Source organism: Pseudomonas fluorescens (assembly GCF_040448305.1).
Lineage (GTDB): Bacteria > Pseudomonadota > Gammaproteobacteria > Pseudomonadales > Pseudomonadaceae > Aquipseudomonas > Aquipseudomonas fluorescens_BH.
The window spans coordinates 5,904,842-5,924,721 of sequence record NZ_CP148752.1; the positions used below are offsets into that span (position 1 = coordinate 5,904,842).

General features: G+C 58.9%; 13 protein-coding genes. 10 read left to right on the forward strand and 3 right to left on the reverse strand.

Annotation, left to right across the window (positions count from 1 at the left end; genetic code table 11):
• Window positions 1–288 precede the first annotated feature (288 nt).
• Window positions 289–2,727, reverse strand: coding sequence for an ATP-binding protein (locus tag WHX55_RS26925; RefSeq protein ID WP_150754979.1), 2,439 nt, complete (start codon window positions 2,725–2,727; stop codon window positions 289–291).
• 277 nt (window positions 2,728–3,004) lie between these two features.
• Between WHX55_RS26925 and WHX55_RS26930 the strand changes: the two genes are divergently transcribed.
• The 3 genes from WHX55_RS26930 to WHX55_RS26940 all read left to right on the forward strand — a co-directional run bounded on the left by WHX55_RS26930 (window position 3,005) and on the right by WHX55_RS26940 (window position 6,304).
• Window positions 3,005–3,493: a DUF3015 domain-containing protein gene (locus tag WHX55_RS26930; protein ID WP_150727025.1), complete on the forward strand. Its 489-nt coding sequence runs from the start codon at window positions 3,005–3,007 to the stop codon at window positions 3,491–3,493.
• A 93-nt stretch (window positions 3,494–3,586) separates the two neighbouring features.
• Window positions 3,587–5,440 carry a DUF4105 domain-containing protein gene (locus WHX55_RS26935; RefSeq protein ID WP_353741605.1) on the forward strand — a complete coding sequence of 618 codons (1,854 nt, stop codon included), beginning with the start codon at window positions 3,587–3,589 and terminating at the stop codon, window positions 5,438–5,440.
• 369 nt (window positions 5,441–5,809) lie between these two features.
• Window positions 5,810–6,304 (forward strand): GreA/GreB family elongation factor, encoded by a 495-nt coding sequence (locus tag WHX55_RS26940; protein ID WP_353741606.1) that lies wholly within the window; start codon window positions 5,810–5,812, stop codon window positions 6,302–6,304.
• Here WHX55_RS26940 and gdhA read toward each other — a convergent pair.
• Both gdhA and ettA read right to left on the reverse strand, forming a co-directional pair.
• Window positions 6,301–7,638 (reverse strand): NADP-specific glutamate dehydrogenase, encoded by a 1,338-nt coding sequence (gene gdhA, locus WHX55_RS26945; protein WP_353741607.1) that lies wholly within the window; start codon window positions 7,636–7,638, stop codon window positions 6,301–6,303. The two genes, WHX55_RS26940 and gdhA, sit on opposite strands and share 4 nt — an antisense overlap.
• Before the next feature lie 374 nt (window positions 7,639–8,012).
• Window positions 8,013–9,677: an energy-dependent translational throttle protein EttA gene (ettA, locus tag WHX55_RS26950; protein WP_150727021.1), complete on the reverse strand. Its 1,665-nt coding sequence runs from the start codon at window positions 9,675–9,677 to the stop codon at window positions 8,013–8,015.
• Between the two features lie 276 nt (window positions 9,678–9,953).
• Here ettA and WHX55_RS26955 point away from each other — a divergent pair, with 276 nt between their 5' ends.
• The 7 genes from WHX55_RS26955 to WHX55_RS26985 all read left to right on the forward strand — a co-directional run bounded on the left by WHX55_RS26955 (window position 9,954) and on the right by WHX55_RS26985 (window position 19,868).
• Window positions 9,954–13,802 carry an EAL domain-containing protein gene (locus WHX55_RS26955; RefSeq protein WP_353741608.1) on the forward strand — a complete coding sequence of 1,283 codons (3,849 nt, stop codon included), beginning with the start codon at window positions 9,954–9,956 and terminating at the stop codon, window positions 13,800–13,802.
• Window positions 13,803–14,065: 263 nt separating this feature from the next.
• Complete coding sequence (gene glyA / locus WHX55_RS26960) at window positions 14,066–15,319, forward strand: serine hydroxymethyltransferase (RefSeq protein ID WP_150727019.1); 1,254 nt, start codon at window positions 14,066–14,068, stop codon at window positions 15,317–15,319.
• 338 nt (window positions 15,320–15,657) lie between these two features.
• Entirely contained in the window at window positions 15,658–16,191 is a 534-nt protein-coding gene (locus tag WHX55_RS26965; protein ID WP_353741609.1) for a hypothetical protein, read from the forward strand.
• An 83-nt stretch (window positions 16,192–16,274) separates the two neighbouring features.
• Window positions 16,275–16,829 carry a hypothetical protein gene (locus WHX55_RS26970; protein ID WP_353741610.1) on the forward strand — a complete coding sequence of 185 codons (555 nt, stop codon included), beginning with the start codon at window positions 16,275–16,277 and terminating at the stop codon, window positions 16,827–16,829.
• Window positions 16,830–17,016: 187 nt separating this feature from the next.
• Entirely contained in the window at window positions 17,017–17,589 is a 573-nt protein-coding gene (locus tag WHX55_RS26975; RefSeq protein ID WP_353741611.1) for a hypothetical protein, read from the forward strand.
• Window positions 17,590–17,801: 212 nt separating this feature from the next.
• A complete protein-coding gene (locus WHX55_RS26980) occupies window positions 17,802–19,115 on the forward strand; it encodes a C4-dicarboxylate transporter DctA (RefSeq protein WP_150727017.1) in 1,314 nt (437 codons plus the stop codon).
• A 48-nt stretch (window positions 19,116–19,163) separates the two neighbouring features.
• Window positions 19,164–19,868 (forward strand): FadR/GntR family transcriptional regulator, encoded by a 705-nt coding sequence (locus tag WHX55_RS26985; protein ID WP_150755032.1) that lies wholly within the window; start codon window positions 19,164–19,166, stop codon window positions 19,866–19,868.
• Window positions 19,869–19,880 lie beyond the last annotated feature (12 nt).

Here is a 19,880-nt window from a genome sequence, read left to right on the forward strand (position 1 = left end):
CATGGGAAGGCTGTTTCGATCCTGTGATTACTATCGATATCCTTGAGCTGAGAATAGAAGAAAAGTCTGCCTTGCAGGCCGAGGCGAGACCGAAAGGCGCCGAATGGTCACAGCGTGAATATTGACGTCATTTCGATGACGCTTTTTCGGCAATACATATATAAAAATGTGGGAGCGAGCCTGCTCGCGAAGGCGGACCGTCAGTCAACACATGGGTTGAATGTCAGTTCCTCATCGCGAGCAGGCTCGCTCCCACAGTAGAGCGGTGTGAGTTAGTTCAAGTGCGCATCAAGCCGGCTTGGTTTCCGCCAACGCCTCTTGCGCCAACTCCTTCTCGGCTTCCTTCAGATCATCTTCACTGATCATTTCCGCGATAACCCGCAGGCGCTCCACGACCCGCGCATTCACGCTGCCTTCAGGGAACGCGCCATTCTCGTCCGGCTCGCCGGCCGGCTCGCCGACCAGCAAACTCAAGGCTTCGTCGGCCTGACGGACCGCGTAGACATGGAACTGCCCCGCACGCACCGCCGCCAGCACCTTCTCGTCGAGCATCAGCGTGGCGACGTTGGCGTGAGGAATGATTGCCCCCTGCTCGCCGGTCAACCCGCGGGCTTCGCACAGACGGAAGAAGCCCTCGATCTTTTCGTTGACTCCGCCGACCGCCTGCACTTCGCCGAACTGGTTGATCGAACCGGTGATGGCAAAGCACTGCTTGAGCGGGGTTTTCGACAAGGCCGAGATCAGGGTGCAGGCCTCGCCCAGGGAAGCACTGTCGCCATCGACATAACCATAGGATTGCTCCAGGGCGATGCTCGCGGAAATCGCCAGCGGAAACTCCTGGGCGTAACGACTGCCCAGATAACCGGTAAGGATCATCACGCCTTTGGAGTGGATAGGCTGGCCGAGGTTGACCTCGCGCTCGATGTCGACAATGCCGCTGCCGCCCGGGTATACCGTGGCGGAAATCCGCGCCGGAATACCAAAGGCCGAGTCACCGACTTCCAGCACCGTCAAGCCGTTGCACTTGCCGACCGCCGCGCCCGCGGTGTCGATCAGGATGATCCCGGCCAGCATGTCATCGAGAATCCGCGCCGAAACCCGCCCGGTCCGCGTGGCCTTGGCCTTGAGCGCACGCTCGATGTGCCCCGCGTCGGTCATTTCATCGCCTGCCAGGTGACGAATGAAATCCGCCTCGCTGACCAGTTGGAACAAGTCCCCGATACGCGCCGACAAGCGCCCCTGGTGCTCGGCCAGACGCGCGCTGTAGGTCGCCAGGCGTGCCACCGCATCGGCGGTCAGCGGAGCCATGCCTTCTTCGGAAGTACGGGTTTTGAGCAACTGGGCAAACTGCTCCAGGCTCTCGTCGACCATCGGGATGTCTTCGTCGAAATCCACCAGGACGCGGAACATTTCCTGGAAGTCCGGATCGAGGTCTTGCAGCGTGTAATACAGCTGACGGGCACCGATGATGACGACCTTGACCTGCAACGGAATGTGTTGCGGTGTCAGGGTCACGGTGGCCAGACGGCCCAGTTCACCCAGCGGCGATTCCATTTTCAGCTTGCGCGATTGCAGGGCGCGTTTCAGCGCGTCCCACACGAACGGCTCGCTGAGCATTTTGTCCGCTTCAAGGATCAGGAAACCACCGTTGGCCCGGTGCAAGGCACCCGGCCGCAGCTGCCGATAGGTGGTGTACAGCGCGCCTTGATCGGTGCTGTATTCAATGCGACCGAAAAGATTTTCGTAGGTCGGGTGCGGCTCGAACACCACCGGCGCACCCCCGCTGGCCGAATGACCAACCACTAGGCTCGGCGCGTATTGTTCTTCCAGCAACTTGCGGGCGACAGCGTCGATCTTGCTGTCGTCCACCAATTGCTCGACCACGGTCTTGAGCAAGTACACCTGCATGGCTTGCAGATAACCGCATACCGCCGCGTTCTCGGCGTACTTCTCCGACAATGGCGACAACAATGGCTGCAAGGCCAGGGTGATGGTTTCTTCGTTGAGGTGACGCAGTTGGTTGCTCGACTCACGCTTCCATTGTGGCAGGCTGGCGAGTTCTTCGTTCAGGCGCTCCTCCAGCACGGAAATATCCTCGTGGAAGCGCTCGCGCTCGGCTTCCGGCAATTGTGCGAATTCAGCTTCGTCTAACGCCTTGCCGTCGCCCATTGGGGTGAAGGCGATATTGCTGGCGTCGCGGTACAGCGCGACGTCCTTTTCCAGTGCCAGACGCTCGATGACGTCCAGGGCCTTGTCGTAGCGCTGGTTGAAGGCGCGGTCGATGGCGCTTTTCTTCTGCTGGTAGGACGGATGCTCGAAGACTGCCGGAAAGGTCGCCAGCAGGTTGTCGATCAGACCGTTGATATCTCCAATGAAGTTACCGGCAGTGCCCGACGGCAATTCCAGGGCACGTGGTTCGCGCGGCTCATCGAAATTGTTGACGTAGACCCAGTCCGCCGGGGTCTGCAGGCGCTTGCCTTCGGCCTTGAGGTAGCGTTTGACGAACGAGAACCGGCCAGTGCCGGGCTCGCCCATGACGAATACGTTGTAACCGGGGCGTGGCATGGCCACACCGAACTGCAAGGCTTCGACCGCACGTTCCTGGCCAAGCACACCGCGAAAGGGCTCCAGATCATTGGTGGTAGAGAAGCTGAACTGTTCAGCGGAAAACGGACGGGTCAGCGCTTCGGGCGCTAGACGCAAGCTGGCAGCAACAGGATCAGGCATCGGGCTTCCTTAACAATCAGGCGGGGCAGATGACAGCATTCTGGCGCCGCCCATGCCCGACTGGCAAGGAGCGCCGCAGGCCTGAGCATCGACAACCCACCAACCCCAGGCGGGCCGGGCCTGCGCTGCCGTTTCCCATGAATGTTTTGCAAAAAATCACGGAACCCCGTGATCGTGCCTAAACTCCAAACTGCGCGGCTGGACTAATGACCGGCCCACTGGCACCAGACGGGCCAGACTCCTTGTCCATTGGTAGGCACATAAAGAGAACAAAGCTATGAAACGGATTCTTCTCGGTACTCTCTTCACTGCTGTATCCATCAACGCCATGGCTCAGGCGCCAGGCGGCCCGGATTGCGGCTGGGGCAACATGCTGTTCGAAGGCCAGCGTGGTACTCCGGCTCACTTCCTGGCATCCACCACCAACGGCACCTCCGGCAACGCAACCTTCGGCATGACCTCCGGCACCAACGGTTGCGCGACCAATTCGTCGCTGACCTATGGCGGCAAATCCTGGTTTGCCATGAATGGCATGATGAACGAGCTGTCCGAAGACATGGCCAAGGGTCAGGGCGAAGCGCTGACCACCTATGCCGTGGTACTGGGCGTGGCGCCGGAAGACCGTGCGCACTTCGCCGCCGTCACTCACGAGCACTTCCAGCAGATCTTCAGCAAGGCTGACGTGACTGCCGAAGACGTGCATACCAACACCCTGGCCGTGCTCAAAGCCGACCCTCGTCTGGCCAAGTACGCAACTCAAGCTTAAGCTCGACCTGCCCCGCTTCTTTCGGGAAGCGGGTTTTGCTTTTTGGACCTGCCTCTTTTTGGGTCTTTTTCTCAAGTATTTAAGTTGCCATCTATGCTCAAACGCCTTGCCTGGCTGGCGCTGTGTGCCTGCGCCCCGCTGTCCGCCGCGCCTCAGATCGACCCACAACGTTTGCAGCAACTGGCCAACGACCCTTTCTGGATATCCCTGGGCCATTACGAAACCGCCAAGCCAGGTGGCTGGCGCAGCTATGTCAGCGACCGGAAATTTTTCCTCGCCGCTGACGGCAATGAACATCCGGACCATGAACTGGCGGCGACTGTACAAGCCTTGTACGCCCCGGCCAGTGCCGGTGAAACACACGCTCAATGCGTCTACCCTGCCCGCACCCGCTGGCTGAAAGAACAACTCGGCCTGGCCGGCCTGCCGACGCCGGACTGCGCCGGGTTCAAGCAATGGTTCAAGGACGTCTCGCCCGACAGCGCGGTGATGATCTTCCCGGCGGCTTACCTGAACAGTCCGTCCTCGATGTTCGGCCATACCCTGCTGCGCATCGACCAGGCCGAAGTGAAGAGCGACAAGACTTCGCTGCTCAGTTACGCGATCAACTTCGGCGCCTACATCGAGGGCTCGGACAACAGCATCATCTATGCCTGGAAAGGCCTGATGGGCGGCTATCCCGGTCTGTTCGCGATGGTGCCCTACCAGGAAAAACTCTCGGAATACCGCAGCCTGGAAAACCGCGACCTGTGGGAGTACCGCCTGAACCTGACCCAACAGGAAACCGCGCGCATGGTCGAGCACGTCTGGGAGCTGAAGCAGATCAAGTTCGACTATTTCTTCTTCGACGAGAACTGCTCGTACCGCTTGCTGGAACTGCTGCAAGTGGCCCGCCCGGGCTTGCGCCTGACCGAGCAATTCCCGCTCACCGCCATCCCGACCGACACCGTCAAAGCCGTGAAAGAGGCCGGGCTGGTGGAATCGATCCAGTATCGCCCGTCCCGGGAGCGCGAACTGCTCAGTCGCGCCGAGCCGTTGAACCCTGAAGAACAGCAATGGGTGCTGAAAGTCAGCGCCGATCAGAAACAATTGCAAGACCCGGCCTTCAAGGCTCAACCCCGCGACCGCCAGGCGCTGATCATCGATGCGGCCTATCGCCTGGAGCGTTACCGCGCCAACGGTCAGGAGCGCGACCCGGCGCGCGCCCAGCGCAGCTTCGAACTGCTGCGGGCAATCAACCAGAACCCAGCGCCGGAGCTGGATATCCCGCAACCGGGCCTGCCTGAGGACGGTCACGAGTCCCGCACCTGGCAGCTCGGCCTCGGCACCCGTGGAGATAAAGCCTTTGGCGAGTACGGCTTGCGCATGGCTTATCACGACCTCAATGACAACAACGAAAGCTTTCCCCTTGGCGCGCAGATCGAAATCCTGCAATTGAAACTGCGCCAGTACGAAGGCAACGAATGGCAAGTGCAGCAACTGGACCTGGCAACCATTCGTTCCCTTACCCCGCGCAACAAGTTGCTGCAACCGCTGTCATGGCAAGTCACCGGTGGTCTGGAGCGGGTGCCGGGCAAGCATGATGACCAAACCCTGGTCAGCCACGTCAACGGCGGGGGCGGTGGCACCTGGCAACTGGGCGACGACACGCTCGGCTTTGCCCTGGGCACCGTGCGTATCGAGCACAACAACGACTTCGCCGCATTTATTGTCCCGGCCGCCGGCTTCAACAGTGGTGTGCTGTGGAAAAACCCGCTGGGCAATTTGAGCCTGGAAGCCAAGGGCGATTTCTTCACCAATGGTGAAGTGCGTCGTAGCCTGAGCCTGAATCAGCAGTGGGAAATATCCCGCAATCTCGGCCTGCGCTTGAGCGCCCAGCGCGAGTTCAGCCATTTGGCGACGGCCGAGAACGAAGTGATGCTGGAGCTGAAGTGGTATCACTACTGACCCGAACGCAACGCAACTCCCTGTGGGAGCGAGCCTGCTCGCGAAAACGTAGTGTCAGCCAACATTTGTTGGGCTGATACACCGCCATCGCGAGCAGGCTCGCTCCCACAGGGGTTATGTGGCGTTCGACAAAATGCATGCCCCCCCTTCACATACACCCGACGAATCCACTTCTAGACTTTCACTATGGGCGGCGTATCCAGGACCGCGGGGATGAACGCAACAGTCATCTGGAGGAACGGGACAAAGCCTGGCAGCAGAAGGATCAGGACGCCGCACGGGCCTATCGCTCGCCGTAAGTCGCTTTCAGACATTTGCTGAAACCAAATGCCTGCGACCATGGCCAAAACCCTATACCGGGAGAATTCCATGAGCCGTGCCTTCGTCAATGAAGATAACGCCGCCTCGCAAGCCGATCAGCCTGTAGAACGGCAGGTCAGTGCGCAGCCCAATTACGTCACGCCGCAAGGCCTGGACCTGTTGCAGGGAAAAGTCGCCGAACTGCAAACCCTGCATGCCGAGCAATCGGCAAAAGGCGAGCAGGCGGACAAACAGCGCCTGGCCGATCTCGAACGTGATTTGCGTTACTTCAAGCAGCGCCTGGGCAGCGCTCAGGTCGTACTCGCTGCGACCTCGACCGAGAAAGTGCAAATCGGCAGTTGGGTGACTTACGCCGACGAACATGCCACCGAACGCCGGGTACAACTGGTGGGCGAAGATCAGGCCGATGCTGCTCACGGCCTGATCAACTGGAGTTCGCCGCTGGGTCGGGCACTGCTCGGTGCACGACTCAACGACGAAGTGCTGTGGCAGCGCCCCGTCGGGGATCAATTGATAGAAGTGATCCGCATCGAACCGGCTTAAACGACGCCTTGGGCCAGCATGGCATCGGCAACCTTGACGAAGCCGGCGATGTTCGCGCCCTTGACGTAGTTGACCCGGCCATTCTCTTCGCCGTAATGCACACAAGCGTGGTGAATCGACTGCATGATCGCGTGCAGCTTGCTGTCCACTTCGCCACCGGTCCACGCCAGGCGAATGGCGTTCTGCGACATCTCCAGCCCGCTCACCGCCACACCACCGGCGTTGGATGCCTTGCCCGGCGCGAACAGAATGTCCGCCTCGATGAACAGATCCACTGCCTCAAGGGTGGTCGGCATGTTCGCGCCTTCGGCCACGCAGATGCAGCCGTTGCGCAGCAAGGTGCGAGCAGCTTGGGCATCCAGTTCGTTTTGCGTTGCGCACGGCAGCGCGATGTCGCAGCTCAGGCTCCATGGCAGCTCACCGGCGCGGAACTCCAGGCCAAAACGGCCGGCCAGTTCACGGATGCGCCCGCGCTGTACGTTTTTCAGCTCCAGAACCGCCAGCCATTGCTCCTCGGTCAAACCGCTTTCGCAATACAACGTACCCTCGGAGTCGGACAGCGAAATCACCTTGCCGCCCAGGTCCATGACCTTGCGCGCCGCGTATTGCGCAACGTTGCCGGAACCGGAGATTGCCACTCGCTTGCCCTCGACTGCCAAACCGCGGCGCTTGAGCATTTCTTCGGCGAAGTACACGCAACCGAAACCGGTGGCTTCAGGGCGAATCAGGCTGCCGCCGTAGCTTGGGCCTTTGCCGGTCATCACGCTGGTGAACTGGTTGCTCAGGCGCTTGTACTGGCCGAACAGGAAACCGATCTCCCGCGCGCCGACACCGATGTCCCCGGCCGGCACGTCAACGTCGGCACCGATGTGGCGGTACAACTCGCTCATGAAGGCCTGGCAGAAGCGCATGACCTCCGCGTCGCTTTTGCCTTTGGGGTCAAAGTCCGAACCACCCTTACCGCCGCCCATGGGCAATGAAGTCAGGGAGTTTTTGAAGGTCTGTTCGAAGGCGAGGAATTTCAGCACGCCCATGTTCACCGACGGGTGGAAACGCAGCCCCCCCTTGTACGGGCCGATCGCGCTGTTCATCTGGATGCGGAATCCGCGATTGACCTGGACCTGGCCCTGATCGTCGACCCACGATACGCGAAACACCACCGCCCGCTCCGGCTCGCAGATGCGCTCCAGGATGCCGGAGGTCAGGTAATGCGGATTGGCTTCAAGAAACGGCCACAGGGTACGTAGGACTTCTTCGACAGCCTGGTGAAATTCGGGTTGGTCCGGGTCGCGTTTTTTCAGGCGCGCAAGGAAGGATTCGACGGATTCGATCATGGAAAAGTCTCGGCAAATTTATTGTCGTTGGAGGAGATTGAGCCGGACTGTAACAAACGATTCACGCACAAGAACAGCGCAGAATGTCGCATTTATGAAATTAAATGGTGCACGGGATATAAATTAACCTGTTTTTTTCAGCATTTTTGCACCTGTACAGGGATTCGCAATTCAAGTCTTGCACCATTAGAAACACCGCTATCGCGAGCAGGCTCGCTCCCACAAGGGATCTATGGTGGATCGGGATTTGTGGCCTCCACAAAACCCTGTGGGAGCGAGCCTGCTCGCGATAGCCGCGCCGCGGAATCATTGAAAAAACACAGGCAAAAAAAACGGAGCCCGAAGGCTCCGCTCTTTATGCAACCAACCTGAAATCAGGCCAGTTTCTTGTGGCGTACACGATGCGGCTGGGCAGCCGCTTCGCCGAGGCGCTTTCTACGGTCGGCTTCGTACTCGGTGTAGTTACCTTCGAAGAACACCGCTTGCGAGTCGTCTTCGTACGCCAGGATGTGAGTCGCGACGCGGTCAAGGAACCACCGGTCGTGGGAGATCACAATGGCGGCGCCCGGGAAGTCCAACAGGGCTTCTTCCAGGGAACGCAGGGTTTCAACGTCGAGGTCGTTGGACGGTTCGTCGAGCAGCAGGACGTTGCCGCCCTCCTTCAGGGTCAGGGCCAGGTGCAAGCGACCGCGCTCACCACCAGACAGGTCCTTGACGAACTTCTGCTGATCGCCACCCTTGAAGTTGAAGCGACCGACGTAAGTACGCGACGGGATCTCGTAGTTACCGATGCGGATCTGGTCGGAACCGTCGGAGATCTGCTGGAACACGGTCTTGCTGCCGTCCAGGTCTTCACGGCTCTGGTCGACGCAAGCAAGCTGCACGGTTTCACCGACTTCGATGCTGCCCGAATCCGGCGTTTCCTTGCCCATCAGCATGCGGAACAGGGTCGACTTACCGGCACCGTTACCGCCGATCACGCCGACGATGGCGCCTTTAGGCATGGCGAACGACAGATTGTCGATCAGCACGCGGTCGCCATAGCCCTTGGTGACGTTCTTGAACTCGATGACCTTGTCGCCCAAGCGTGGACCGGCCGGGATGTAGATCTCGTTGGTTTCGCTGCGTTTCTGGAATTCCTGCGACTGCATTTCTTCGAAGCGTTGCAGACGAGCCTTGGATTTCGACTGGCGGGCCTTGGCGCCTTTGCGCACCCACTCCAGTTCTTCCTTCATGGCTTTTTCGTGAGCCGACTGCTGCTTGGATTCGGCAGCCAGACGATCGGACTTGGCTTCCAGCCAACCCGAATAGTTGCCCTCGTAAGGAATGCCCGCGCCGCGGTCGAGCTCCAGGATCCAGCCGGCAACGTTGTCCAGGAAGTAACGGTCGTGCGTGATCGCGACCACGGTACCCGGGAAGTCGTGCAGGAAGTGCTCGAGCCACGCAACGGAGTCGGCGTCCAGGTGGTTGGTCGGTTCGTCGAGCAGCAGCATGTCCGGTGCGGACAGCAGCAGGCGGCACAGGGCCACACGACGCTTCTCACCACCCGAGAGGACTTCGACCTTGGCGTCCCAGGCTGGCAGGCGCAGCGCGTCGGCGGCGACTTCCAGCTGACGATCGAGGTTGTGACCGTCGCTGGCTTGCAGGATCGCTTCGAGCTTGGCCTGTTCGGCAGCCAGTTTGTCGAAGTCGGCGTCTTCTTCAGCGTAAGCCGCGTAGACCTCGTCCAGGCGCGCCTGGGCGTTCTTGATCACGCTGACCGCTTCCTCGACCACTTCACGCACGGTTTTGGTCGGGTCCAGGATCGGCTCTTGCGGCAGATAACCGATGTTCAGCTCCGGCATCGGGCGGGCTTCGCCGTCGAATTCGGTGTCAACGCCAGCCATGATTTTCAGCAGCGTGGACTTACCCGAACCGTTGAGGCCGAGTACGCCAATCTTGGCGCCAGGGAAGAAGGACAGAGAAATGTTTTTCAGGATTTCCCGCTTCGGCGGAACAACTTTGCCCAGCCGATGCATGGTGAATACGTATTGAGCCATGGAGAACCTAGGGTCAGTGACTGATGAATGATTGGAGCGCAGGCAATGCCCGGCCAGACCGTGCGCGTCGTCCGTAAGAGGCGACGCTGAAAAAGTCTGAGTCTAGGAGCTGGAACGCTCCCGCGTAACCGGCAAAGCTACCTTAATGACCGGTGGCAGTCCAGCCGACGGACAGGGGCTGGCACTTCGCCACAACTCAAGGCATGCTAGCCGCCCTTCGGGCGTCCGGCTTATAGTGCACGTCGCGCCAGTCCAGCCAAACCGCAGGATGACAGCTTGTCCAAAGTCCCTCCGCCTCTGACTTCCAGCGCGCCGGCCACAGCGCCCGGCTCCCCCTTGCGCGGGACCTTGAAGGGCACCTTGGCGACACTCGCATTATTGCTGCTGGCCCTGCTGTTCTGGCAGTTGCTCGACCAGTTACGGGAAAACCAGAAGAACCAGCGTCAGTACACCATCGACTACACCGCCGATCTGGCCGCGCAGGTCAGCCTGAACATGGCGCTCAACGCGCAGATCGCCCTCAACCTGTTGCCGATCGTCGAACAACCGCAAGGCGCCGATGAACTGCAGGCCCTGCTGCGCAAGCTGCAACAGTCGCTGCCGGATCTGCGCAGCCTGGCGTTGCTCAGCCCCTCGGGAAGAGTCATCAGTGACAGCGCTCCCGACAGCGATGACAGCGACTACCTGGGTGAACTGGTACGCCGCAGCCACGCCCAGACGCACTACTTCAGCAACGCCACCGACGGTTCCGTGGTGCATTTATTGTTGCATCAGGCCAGCGGCAGTTCCCGAGGCTATTGGGTCTTGCGCCTGACACCCACCTTCTTTTCGTCCTTGACCAAGCAAAGCGAAGCCGTCCGCCGCCCGTTGTGGCTGGTGGAGAACCGCATCAATCATCAGATCATCAGCCGCGACGAAGCGCTGCCCTCGGTCAATCCGGGCACGCTGACCGCGGATGATGTCGCCAACAGCGTGCTGACGGTTGCGCTGAGCGGCAGCGATTGGCAACTGCGCGGCTTGTTCGACCGCCAGCGCGTGCTGGAAGAGCTGCTGCCGGCGTTCATCGGCAAATGCCTGCTGGGCCTGGCGTTTTCCATGCTGCCGTTCATCGCCTTGCTGAACACGCGCCGACGTCAGCGCCAATTGAGCGAAGGCCGTCGGCGTTACCAGGACATTTTCGAAGGCACCGGCGTGGCCTTGTGTGTCCTCGACATGTCCGGGCTCAAGGTTTTTTTCGACAAGGCACAACTGCAGGGCAGCGAACAACTGCAAGCGTGGCTGGCGATCCCGGAACAACGCCGGCAATTGCTCAAGGAACTGCGGATCACCGAGGTCAACCAGGTCGCGCTGCAACTGCTCAATGTCGATAGCGCCGACAAAGCCTGGCAACTGCTGATCGATGGCCATCCGCAGCACGGCACCGCCATCGGCAACCAGGTACTCGACGCGGTGCTCAACCAGCAGCAACAGCTTGAGCTGGAAATCAAACTGCAGGATGCCAGCGGTCGCGACCAGCACCTGTGGCTGGTGCTGCGCCTGCCGCAAGCAACGGACGACTATAAAGCGGTGATCCTGAGCATCACCGACATCACCAGCCGCAAGCTCATCGAACTGTCGCTGCAGGAACGCGAAGGGTTCTGGTCGGACGTGGTGCGCACCGTGCCGGATCACCTGTATGTGCAGGATGTGATCAGCCAGCGCATGATCTACAGCAACCACCATCTGGGCCAGACACTGGGTTACAACCGCACCGAACTGCACCAGATGGGCGAATACTTCTGGGAAATCCTCCTGCACCCCGAAGACGCCGACTATTACCATCGCTCCCGCCAGGTCCAGCGCCAGGCCGGCTATCGCCAGTTGATGCAGTGCCAGTTGCGCTTCCGCCATCGGGACGGCCAGTGGCGACGCTTCGAGATTCGCGAGCAGGCACTGGCTCGGGACAAGGACGATCAGGTCACGCGAATCATCGGCGTGGCCAAGGACATCACCGACCAGATCGAAGCCAGCGAATCCCTGCGCGACAGCGAGCAGCGCTACCGGATGCTCGCCGAAAGCATCAGCGACGTGATCTTCTCCACCGACAGCCGCCTCAACCTCAATTACGTCAGCCCTTCGGTGCAAGCGGTGCTGGGTTACGACGCCGAGTGGATTTTCCAGAACGGCTGGCAATCGACCATCGCCAACCCGCAACAACTGACCGGCATCTACAACCTGATGGACCGGGTCAGCAAAGCGCTGGATCAACCGGGCCAACTGGCGCTGTTACGCAGCCAGGTGCAAACCCAACTGTTCCTGTTCGATTGCCTGCGGGCCGACGGGCGCAAGATCCCGATCGAACTGCGCCTGGTATTGGTCTGGGACGAACAGGGTACGTTCGAAGGCGTGCTCGGCGTCGGCCGCGACATCAGCCAGCAACGCCGGGCCGAAAAAGACTTGCGCATGGCCGCCACGGTATTCGAACACTCGACCTCGGCAATCCTGATCACCGACCCGGCCGGCTACATCGTCCAGGCCAACGAAGCCTTCAGCCGTGTCAGCGGCTATGCCGTGGAGCAGGTCCTCGACCAGCTGCCGAACATGCTGACCGTCGACGAACAGCAGGAAACCCATCTGCGTTACGTGCTCAAGCAATTGGGCCAGCACAGCACCTGGGAAGGCGAAGTCTGGCTCAAGCGCCGTAATGGCGAGCACTACCCGGCCTGGGTCGGGATCACCGCCGTACTCGACGACGAAGGTGACCTGGCCAGTTATGTGTGTTTCTTCAGCGACATCAGCGAGCGCAAGGCCAGCGAGCAGCGGATTCACCGCCTCGCCTACTACGACGCCCTGACCCACCTGCCCAACCGCTCACTGTTTCAGGATCGCCTGCACACGGCACTGCAATCGGCCGAACGGCAGAAGTCGTGGGTGGTGCTGATGTTCCTCGATCTCGATCGCTTCAAGCCGATCAACGACTCCCTGGGCCACGCCGCCGGCGACCGCATGCTCAAGGAAATGGCCACGCGTCTGCTCGGTTGCGTCGACGATGACGACACCGTGGCGCGCATGGGCGGTGACGAATTCACTTTGCTCCTGCAACCGCGAGCCAACCGTGAAATCGCCCTGAATCGGGCGATCCATGTGGCCGAACAGATTCTCGCCAGCCTGGTGAAACCATTCGTGCTCGAAGGCCGCGAGTTCTTCGTCACGGCCAGTATCGGTATCGCCCTGAGTCCGCAGGACGGCAACGAACTCAGCCAGCTGATGAAGAATGCCGACACCGCGATGTACCACGCCAAGGAGCGCGGCAAGAACAACTTCCAGTTCTATCAGGCGGACATGAACGCCAGCGCCCTGGAGCGACTTGAGCTGGAAAGCGACTTGCGCCATGCCCTGGAACAGAACGAGTTCGTGCTGTATTACCAGCCGCAGCTCAGCGGCGACGGCAAGCGTCTGACCGGTGCCGAGGCACTGCTGCGCTGGCGTCATCCACGCCGCGGCCTGGTGCCGCCGGGGGATTTCATTCCGGTGCTCGAAGAGCTCGGGCTGGTGGTGGATGTCGGCGACTGGGTGATCAGCGAGGCCTGCCGTCAACTCAAGGCCTGGCATCAGGCCAGGGTACGGGTGCCGAAAGTGTCGGTGAACATCTCGGCGCGGCAGTTCTCCGATGGTCAGCTCGGCACGCGGATCGCCACCATCCTCAAGGAAACCGGCCTGCCGCCGGCGTGCCTGGAACTGGAACTCACCGAAAGTATCCTGATGCGCGAAGTCAGCGAGGCGATGCAGATTCTCGCCGGGCTGAAAAATCTTGGGCTGAGCATTGCGGTGGATGACTTTGGCACCGGTTACTCATCCCTGAACTACCTCAAGCAATTTCCCATCGACGTGCTGAAGATCGACCGCACCTTCGTCGATGGCCTGCCCAGCGGCGAGCAGGACGCACAAATTGCCCGGGCAATCATTGCCATGGCCCACAGCCTCAACCTGGCGGTGATTGCCGAAGGCGTGGAAACCCATGAGCAGCTTGATTTCCTGAGGGAGCACGGTTGCGACGAGGTTCAGGGCTACCTGTTCGGCCGTCCGATGCCGGCGAGTCGGTTCGAAGGGCAGTTCAGCAATGATGCGCTCTTCTTGTTCGATTGAGATTTGCGGCGCGGCGACTGGCCTCATCGTCGGAACGCCGGCCGGAGCAAGCTCGCTCCCACAGTGGATTTACAGTGTTCGCACATTTTGTGTGCACCCGAGAACCCTGTGGGAGCGGGCTTGCTCGCGAAGAGGCCGGCACGATCACCGCTAATCCCCGCATGAACACCACTTGTCTGCGACATGATGCCGTTTCATATGCCATCTAAAACCCATTGGGTTAGAATGCCCCCCTTTTCCGCCCCCGATCCCTGAGGACCGCCATGTTCAGCCGTGATTTGACCATTGCCAAGTACGACGCCGACCTTTTTGCCGCCATGGAGCAAGAAGCTCAGCGCCAGGAAGAACACATCGAGCTGATCGCTTCGGAAAACTACACCAGCCCAGCGGTGATGGAAGCTCAAGGCTCGGTACTGACGAACAAGTACGCCGAAGGCTACCCGGGCAAGCGCTACTACGGCGGTTGCGAGTACGTCGACATCGTCGAGCAGCTTGCCATTGATCGAGCAAAAGAGCTGTTCGGCGCCGACTACGCCAACGTTCAGCCGCACGCCGGCTCGCAAGCCAACAGCGCCGTTTACCTGGCCCTGTTGTCGGCTGGCGACACCATCCTGGGCATGAGCCTGGCCCACGGTGGTCACCTGACCCACGGTGCCAGCGTTTCCTCCTCCGGTAAGCTGTACAACGCTGTTCAGTACGGCATCGACGCCAATGGCCTGATCGACTACGACGAAGTCGAGCGCCTGGCCGTTGAGCACAAGCCAAAAATGATCGTGGCCGGTTTCTCTGCCTACTCGCAGATCCTCGACTTCCCGCGCTTCCGTGCAATCGCCGACAAGGTAGGTGCCTACCTGTTCGTCGACATGGCCCACGTGGCCGGTCTGGTCGCCGCTGGCGTCTACCCGAACCCGGTTCCATTCGCTGACGTCGTGACCACCACCACCCACAAGACCCTGCGCGGTCCACGTGGCGGCCTGATCCTGGCTCGCGCCAACGCCGACATCGAGAAGAAGCTGAACTCCGCGGTATTCCCGGGCGCCCAGGGCGGCCCACTGGAGCACGTGATCGCAGCCAAGGCGATCTGCTTCAAGGAAGCGCTGCAGCCTGAGTTCAAGGCTTACCAGCAACAAGTGGTGAAAAACGCCCAGGCCATGGCCAGCGTGTTCATCGAGCGCGGTTTCGACGTGGTTTCCGGCGGTACTGAAAACCACCTGTTCCTGCTGTCGCTGATCAAGCAGGAAATCTCCGGTAAAGACGCCGACGCCGCTCTGGGTAAAGCGTTCATCACCGTGAACAAGAACTCGGTGCCAAACGACCCGCGTTCCCCGTTCGTCACCTCCGGCCTGCGCTTCGGCACTCCGGCTGTGACCACTCGTGGCTTCAAGGAAGCAGAGTGCAAGGAACTGGCCGGCTGGATCTGCGACATCCTGGCTGACCTGAACAACGAAGCGGTGATCGACGCCGTTCGCGAGAAGGTCAAGGCTATCTGCAAGAAGCTGCCGGTATACGGCGCTTAATCCGCCCCGCTAAACCGCAGTAAAAAACCGGCACTTGTGCCGGTTTTTTTTCGCCCTCACTTAAACTCAGTTTTCGAACAAGAAACAATGCATAGCATTATTTCCACAGTTAAAATTTCGAATAAACCCTGAAACAACAATTCAGCCTCAACAGCAGCCACACAAACAATCAAGCTGTTAATATCCAAAAACCCAATCAGCACCTTTCCACAAAAAACCGAACCACACAAGACCAACGCAAACCGGATAACTCAACTAACGCTTCACACGTTAACTCACTAACTTCATCACACACAGCAAACAACAGCACCCATCAATGAAAACAGGGAGAGACACCAATGTTTCAAGATCCAGACTTTCAACAATCGTTCGCAGCAACACTTTCGACCAACAACAAACCCGTAGTGCTGGCTCAAAAACTCCTGCAAAAAAAACTGGACGACCCGGAAGCGACCGAAGAACAGCGACGCATTTACCGGGAAGAGCTTGAATACACACACAACCTCCTCACCTTCGGCGACGGAGTAACTCCTGTATTATTTTTTTTCGGCTATCACGATGGTGTCTATATCATCGAGATCAATGACAACGACCGCTATGACAATACTGCCAGTATGGAAGGAAGCCTTCGAAACTGGACACTCTTCGACGGCACCGACCCAACTTACTTCCGCATCAAGAATGCCGAAGGCGACACTCTAAAAATGACCGACCTCTCAGATCAACACGACATTCTTCTATACAGCGGCCCCCAAGAGCGTCCTGTTTGCACTTATGGTGAACTACCCTATGTTCAGGTCATCACCGACCTCCCAAACAGGGGCGGTCAACTTGCAGCCTTCAGAGTCAACATCACGAAACGCTACTCCTAGGGAGCATTGATCCTACTTGAAGCCCAAGGCTTTAACACCGACGACACCTAACCCAGCCCAACCCGCAAGGGAACATATCGACCATGAGCAATCCAGATCCACAACAATCTTTTACCGCCACACTTTCCATTGATAACAAACCCGTAGTTCTGTATCAGCGAGGCATTCAACAAAAGCTGGATGATCCGCAGACCAGCGAAGAACTGCGCAACTACTACCAAAGTAAACTTGAATCTGGCTCGATCACTGACCTTCTGACATTCGATGAGGGCCTCACGCCTGAGCTATTCCTCTTCGAATATTACGACGGCGTCTACATCATCAAAATCCAGGGTAGCAATGGAGAGTTCGCTAACACGGTCAGCATGGAGGGAGAACTGCGAAACTGGTCTGTTTTTGAAGGAGACGATCCCACTTATTTCCGTATCAAAGACAATAACGGCGCTGTCATAAAGCTGGATGATATTCCACTTGAAGGCGGTTATTTCCTGCTTTATAGCGGCCCACAACATAGGAAAGTTTGCACCTATGGAGAGCTCCCCAGTTTCCCAGTCATTACCGATTACCCTAACCGAGGCGGGCGCCTGGCAATCTTTAACCTGAACATTATCAAACGCTCCACCTCCAACGGACACTGAACAGATCTGACACTCCACAACTTCCGACATCCGGCTTCACTACCGACAGTTTAATTACTTTGTGCCTTAAGCCTTAAAGATTAAAGCCAATGCCCCAACGCGCTTGGGCATTGGCATTTTTAATACCTAAATAAGTGGCAATCCGCTCTGACAATCAACTTCCCCCTACAAATTCAAGGATGAACTCATGACTACAAACAGGCAGAAATCTTTCATTGCGACACTGGAACTTGACGAGCGACAAGTGGATTTCCTGGGAGCGCTGCATGGCACTCCCGCGATCCGGCACGACACACTTTTCTCGGGCGGTTTTTTTACCGGTGCGTCGAGAGAACACGATGACTCTCACTTGCTCGGCAGCCTCTCCCTTCGAGAGGTAAAAAACCCTGCGCCACTAATCATTTACTTTCGCTGCACAGAAAACTATTACCACCTCTATATCCGCTCACATACCACTTACACAGGGCATTGCATAAGCAAGGACCTTGCAGGGGTGCTGGGTGCATTTCTTCCGGCCGGCGGCTATACCACATCCTTCAATTTGCTGAGCCTGCAAAACCGGATCATAACGCTGGAAGACATGAACGGTGATATCCAGCGAGTTCGACTCAAGGCTCGCAGTTCGGGGCGTATCGGCGCCATTCGCCGCGATGGAGCGCCTTACAGCTATCTGGCCGAGATCCTTGAAGAAGGCGTGGTATTCAAGTTGAGAATCATCGAGCGAAACGCCTCCTTTCTGGGTGATCCGGACGAAATCTGACAGAGCGCCCAGAACGGCTCACGCATTGCATCAGTCCACAGGCAAAACTGGTAAGACCGGTCATGCCAATTTTTCCATTTCCCCTTGTCATCTCGAAAAAAACGAGCGTAGACTGCGCCTGCACTGGACATACCGGTAAGACCAAAATAATTAAGTCCTGAATCTGATGTGCTCCGCACACGGCAGCCAGGACACCGACCAGGATTCCTCCCATGCTCAGATGGTGCTCGCGTTCAATCTTCCTCCAAGTGGTTCTCGGACTGGTGCTCGGCATCGTCTGCGGGCTGACCCTTCCCGAATACTCCGCTCAGCTCAAACCGCTCGGTGACGGTTTTATCAAGCTGATCAAAATGCTCATTGGCTTGATTGTGTTTTGCGTAGTGGTCAGCGGCATCAGCGGTGCCGGCGACCTGAAGAAGGTCGGCCGTATCGGCCTCAAATCGGTGATCTACTTTGAAATCCTGACCACCATCGCCCTGGTGATCGGGTTGGTGTTCGCCTTCAGCACCGGTATCGGCAGCGGCGCAAACATTCACCTGGAACAGCTTTCAGCAGCCGACATGGGCGACATTGCCCAGCGCAGCCAGCACATGCACACCACCACACAGTTCCTGATGGACCTGATTCCGACGTCGGTGATCGGTGCCTTTGCCGATAACAACATCCTGCAGGTCCTGCTGTTCTCCGTGCTGTTCGGCAGTGCGCTGAATCTGGTGGGTGAGGCGGCATCGGGTATTTCGCGGCTGATCAATGAGCTCAGCCACGTGATCTTCCGCATCATGGGCATGATCGTGCGCCTGGCGCCGATCGGTGTATTCGGTGCGATCGCCTTCACCACCAGCAAATATGGCCTGGACTCGCTGCAGCACCTGGGCAGCCTCGTCGGCCTGTTTTACCTGACCTGCGTGGCCTTCGTGACGCTGATTCTCGGCTTGGTGATGCGCCTCTCCGGCTTGAAGATGTGGCCGTTGCTCAAGTACCTGCGCGAAGAGCTTCTGATCGTCATGGGCACCGCTTCGTCCGACGCTGTGCTGCCACAAATCATGCGCAAGCTTGAGCACCTGGGCATCGGCAGTTCAACGGTCGGGCTGGTGATTCCAACGGGTTACTCGTTCAACCTCGACGGTTTCTCGATCTACCTGACCCTGGCCATCGTGTTCATCGCCAATGCCACCGGCACGCCGCTGGCAATGACCGACCTGTTGACGATTCTGTTGGTATCGCTGATCACCTCCAAGGGGGCCCACGGCATTCCAGGCTCCGCGCTGGTGATTCTGGCGGCCACCCTGACAGCCATTCCGGCCATTCCGGTGGTGGGTCTGGTGCTGGTGTTGGCCGTGGACTGGTTCATGGGCATCGGCCGGGCGCTGACCAACCTGATCGGCAACTGCGTGGCGACCGTCGCCATCGCGCGATGGGAAAAGGACATCGATGTGCAGCGGGCGAACAAGGTACTTTCGGGCCAGGCGGGTTATACCTTCCAGCCGAGAAAACCGGTTGCTCAAGCGGCAGCCAAAGAATTCTGAATGACCGCCGTGCCTGCCGACCGCAGGCACGGCTCATGGAGCGAACAAGTGATTACCTCATCAACCGTCGTCAACTCAGTGGTAGAAAAACTTCGGGCCGCTTTGGCCCGAGGTCAGTGGCGCTCCGGCGAAATGCTGCCGGGGCAACGTGAACTGGCCGAACAGCTGGGTATCAGCCGTCCGAGCCTGCGTGAAGCCGTCATCGTCCTGGAAACCCTCGGTCTGGTGCGTTCGATGCCGGGCAAAGGCGTGGTGGTGCTCGAAGCCAATCTCGTCGACAGCCAGACGTATGACAGTGCAGTGGCCGCAGCGAGCCTGGAAGACGTGCTGCAGCTGCGCTACACCCTCGAGCCGTTCATCGTCGGCCTCGTGGCGCAGTCCATCAGCAGCAAGGAAGTCGGGCAACTGCGCCTGACCCTGATGGACATGCGCGAAGCCCTGGAAGCCATCGACAGTGAAGCCGGCGTGAATGCCTACATCGCGTTCCACGAAGAATTGTTCACGCTCACATCCAACCCCATCTTCCAGAGCGTGGTCCAGCAGACCAGCAACGCCCTCAAACAGAGCGCCGAAGTGTTGCGCAACTCCCCGGAGCATCTGGCTGAGCGCCTTGAAGAAAACGAAGCGGTTGTGCGGGCGATCCGCAGCAAGAACAGCGCCCAGGCCAGCGCCGAGATGCGTCGGCACATTTTGCGCGAAGGCCAGCGCATGGGCATCGAACTGAACATCCCGGAAGACAACCTCGGCAGTTGAAACCTCTTCGAA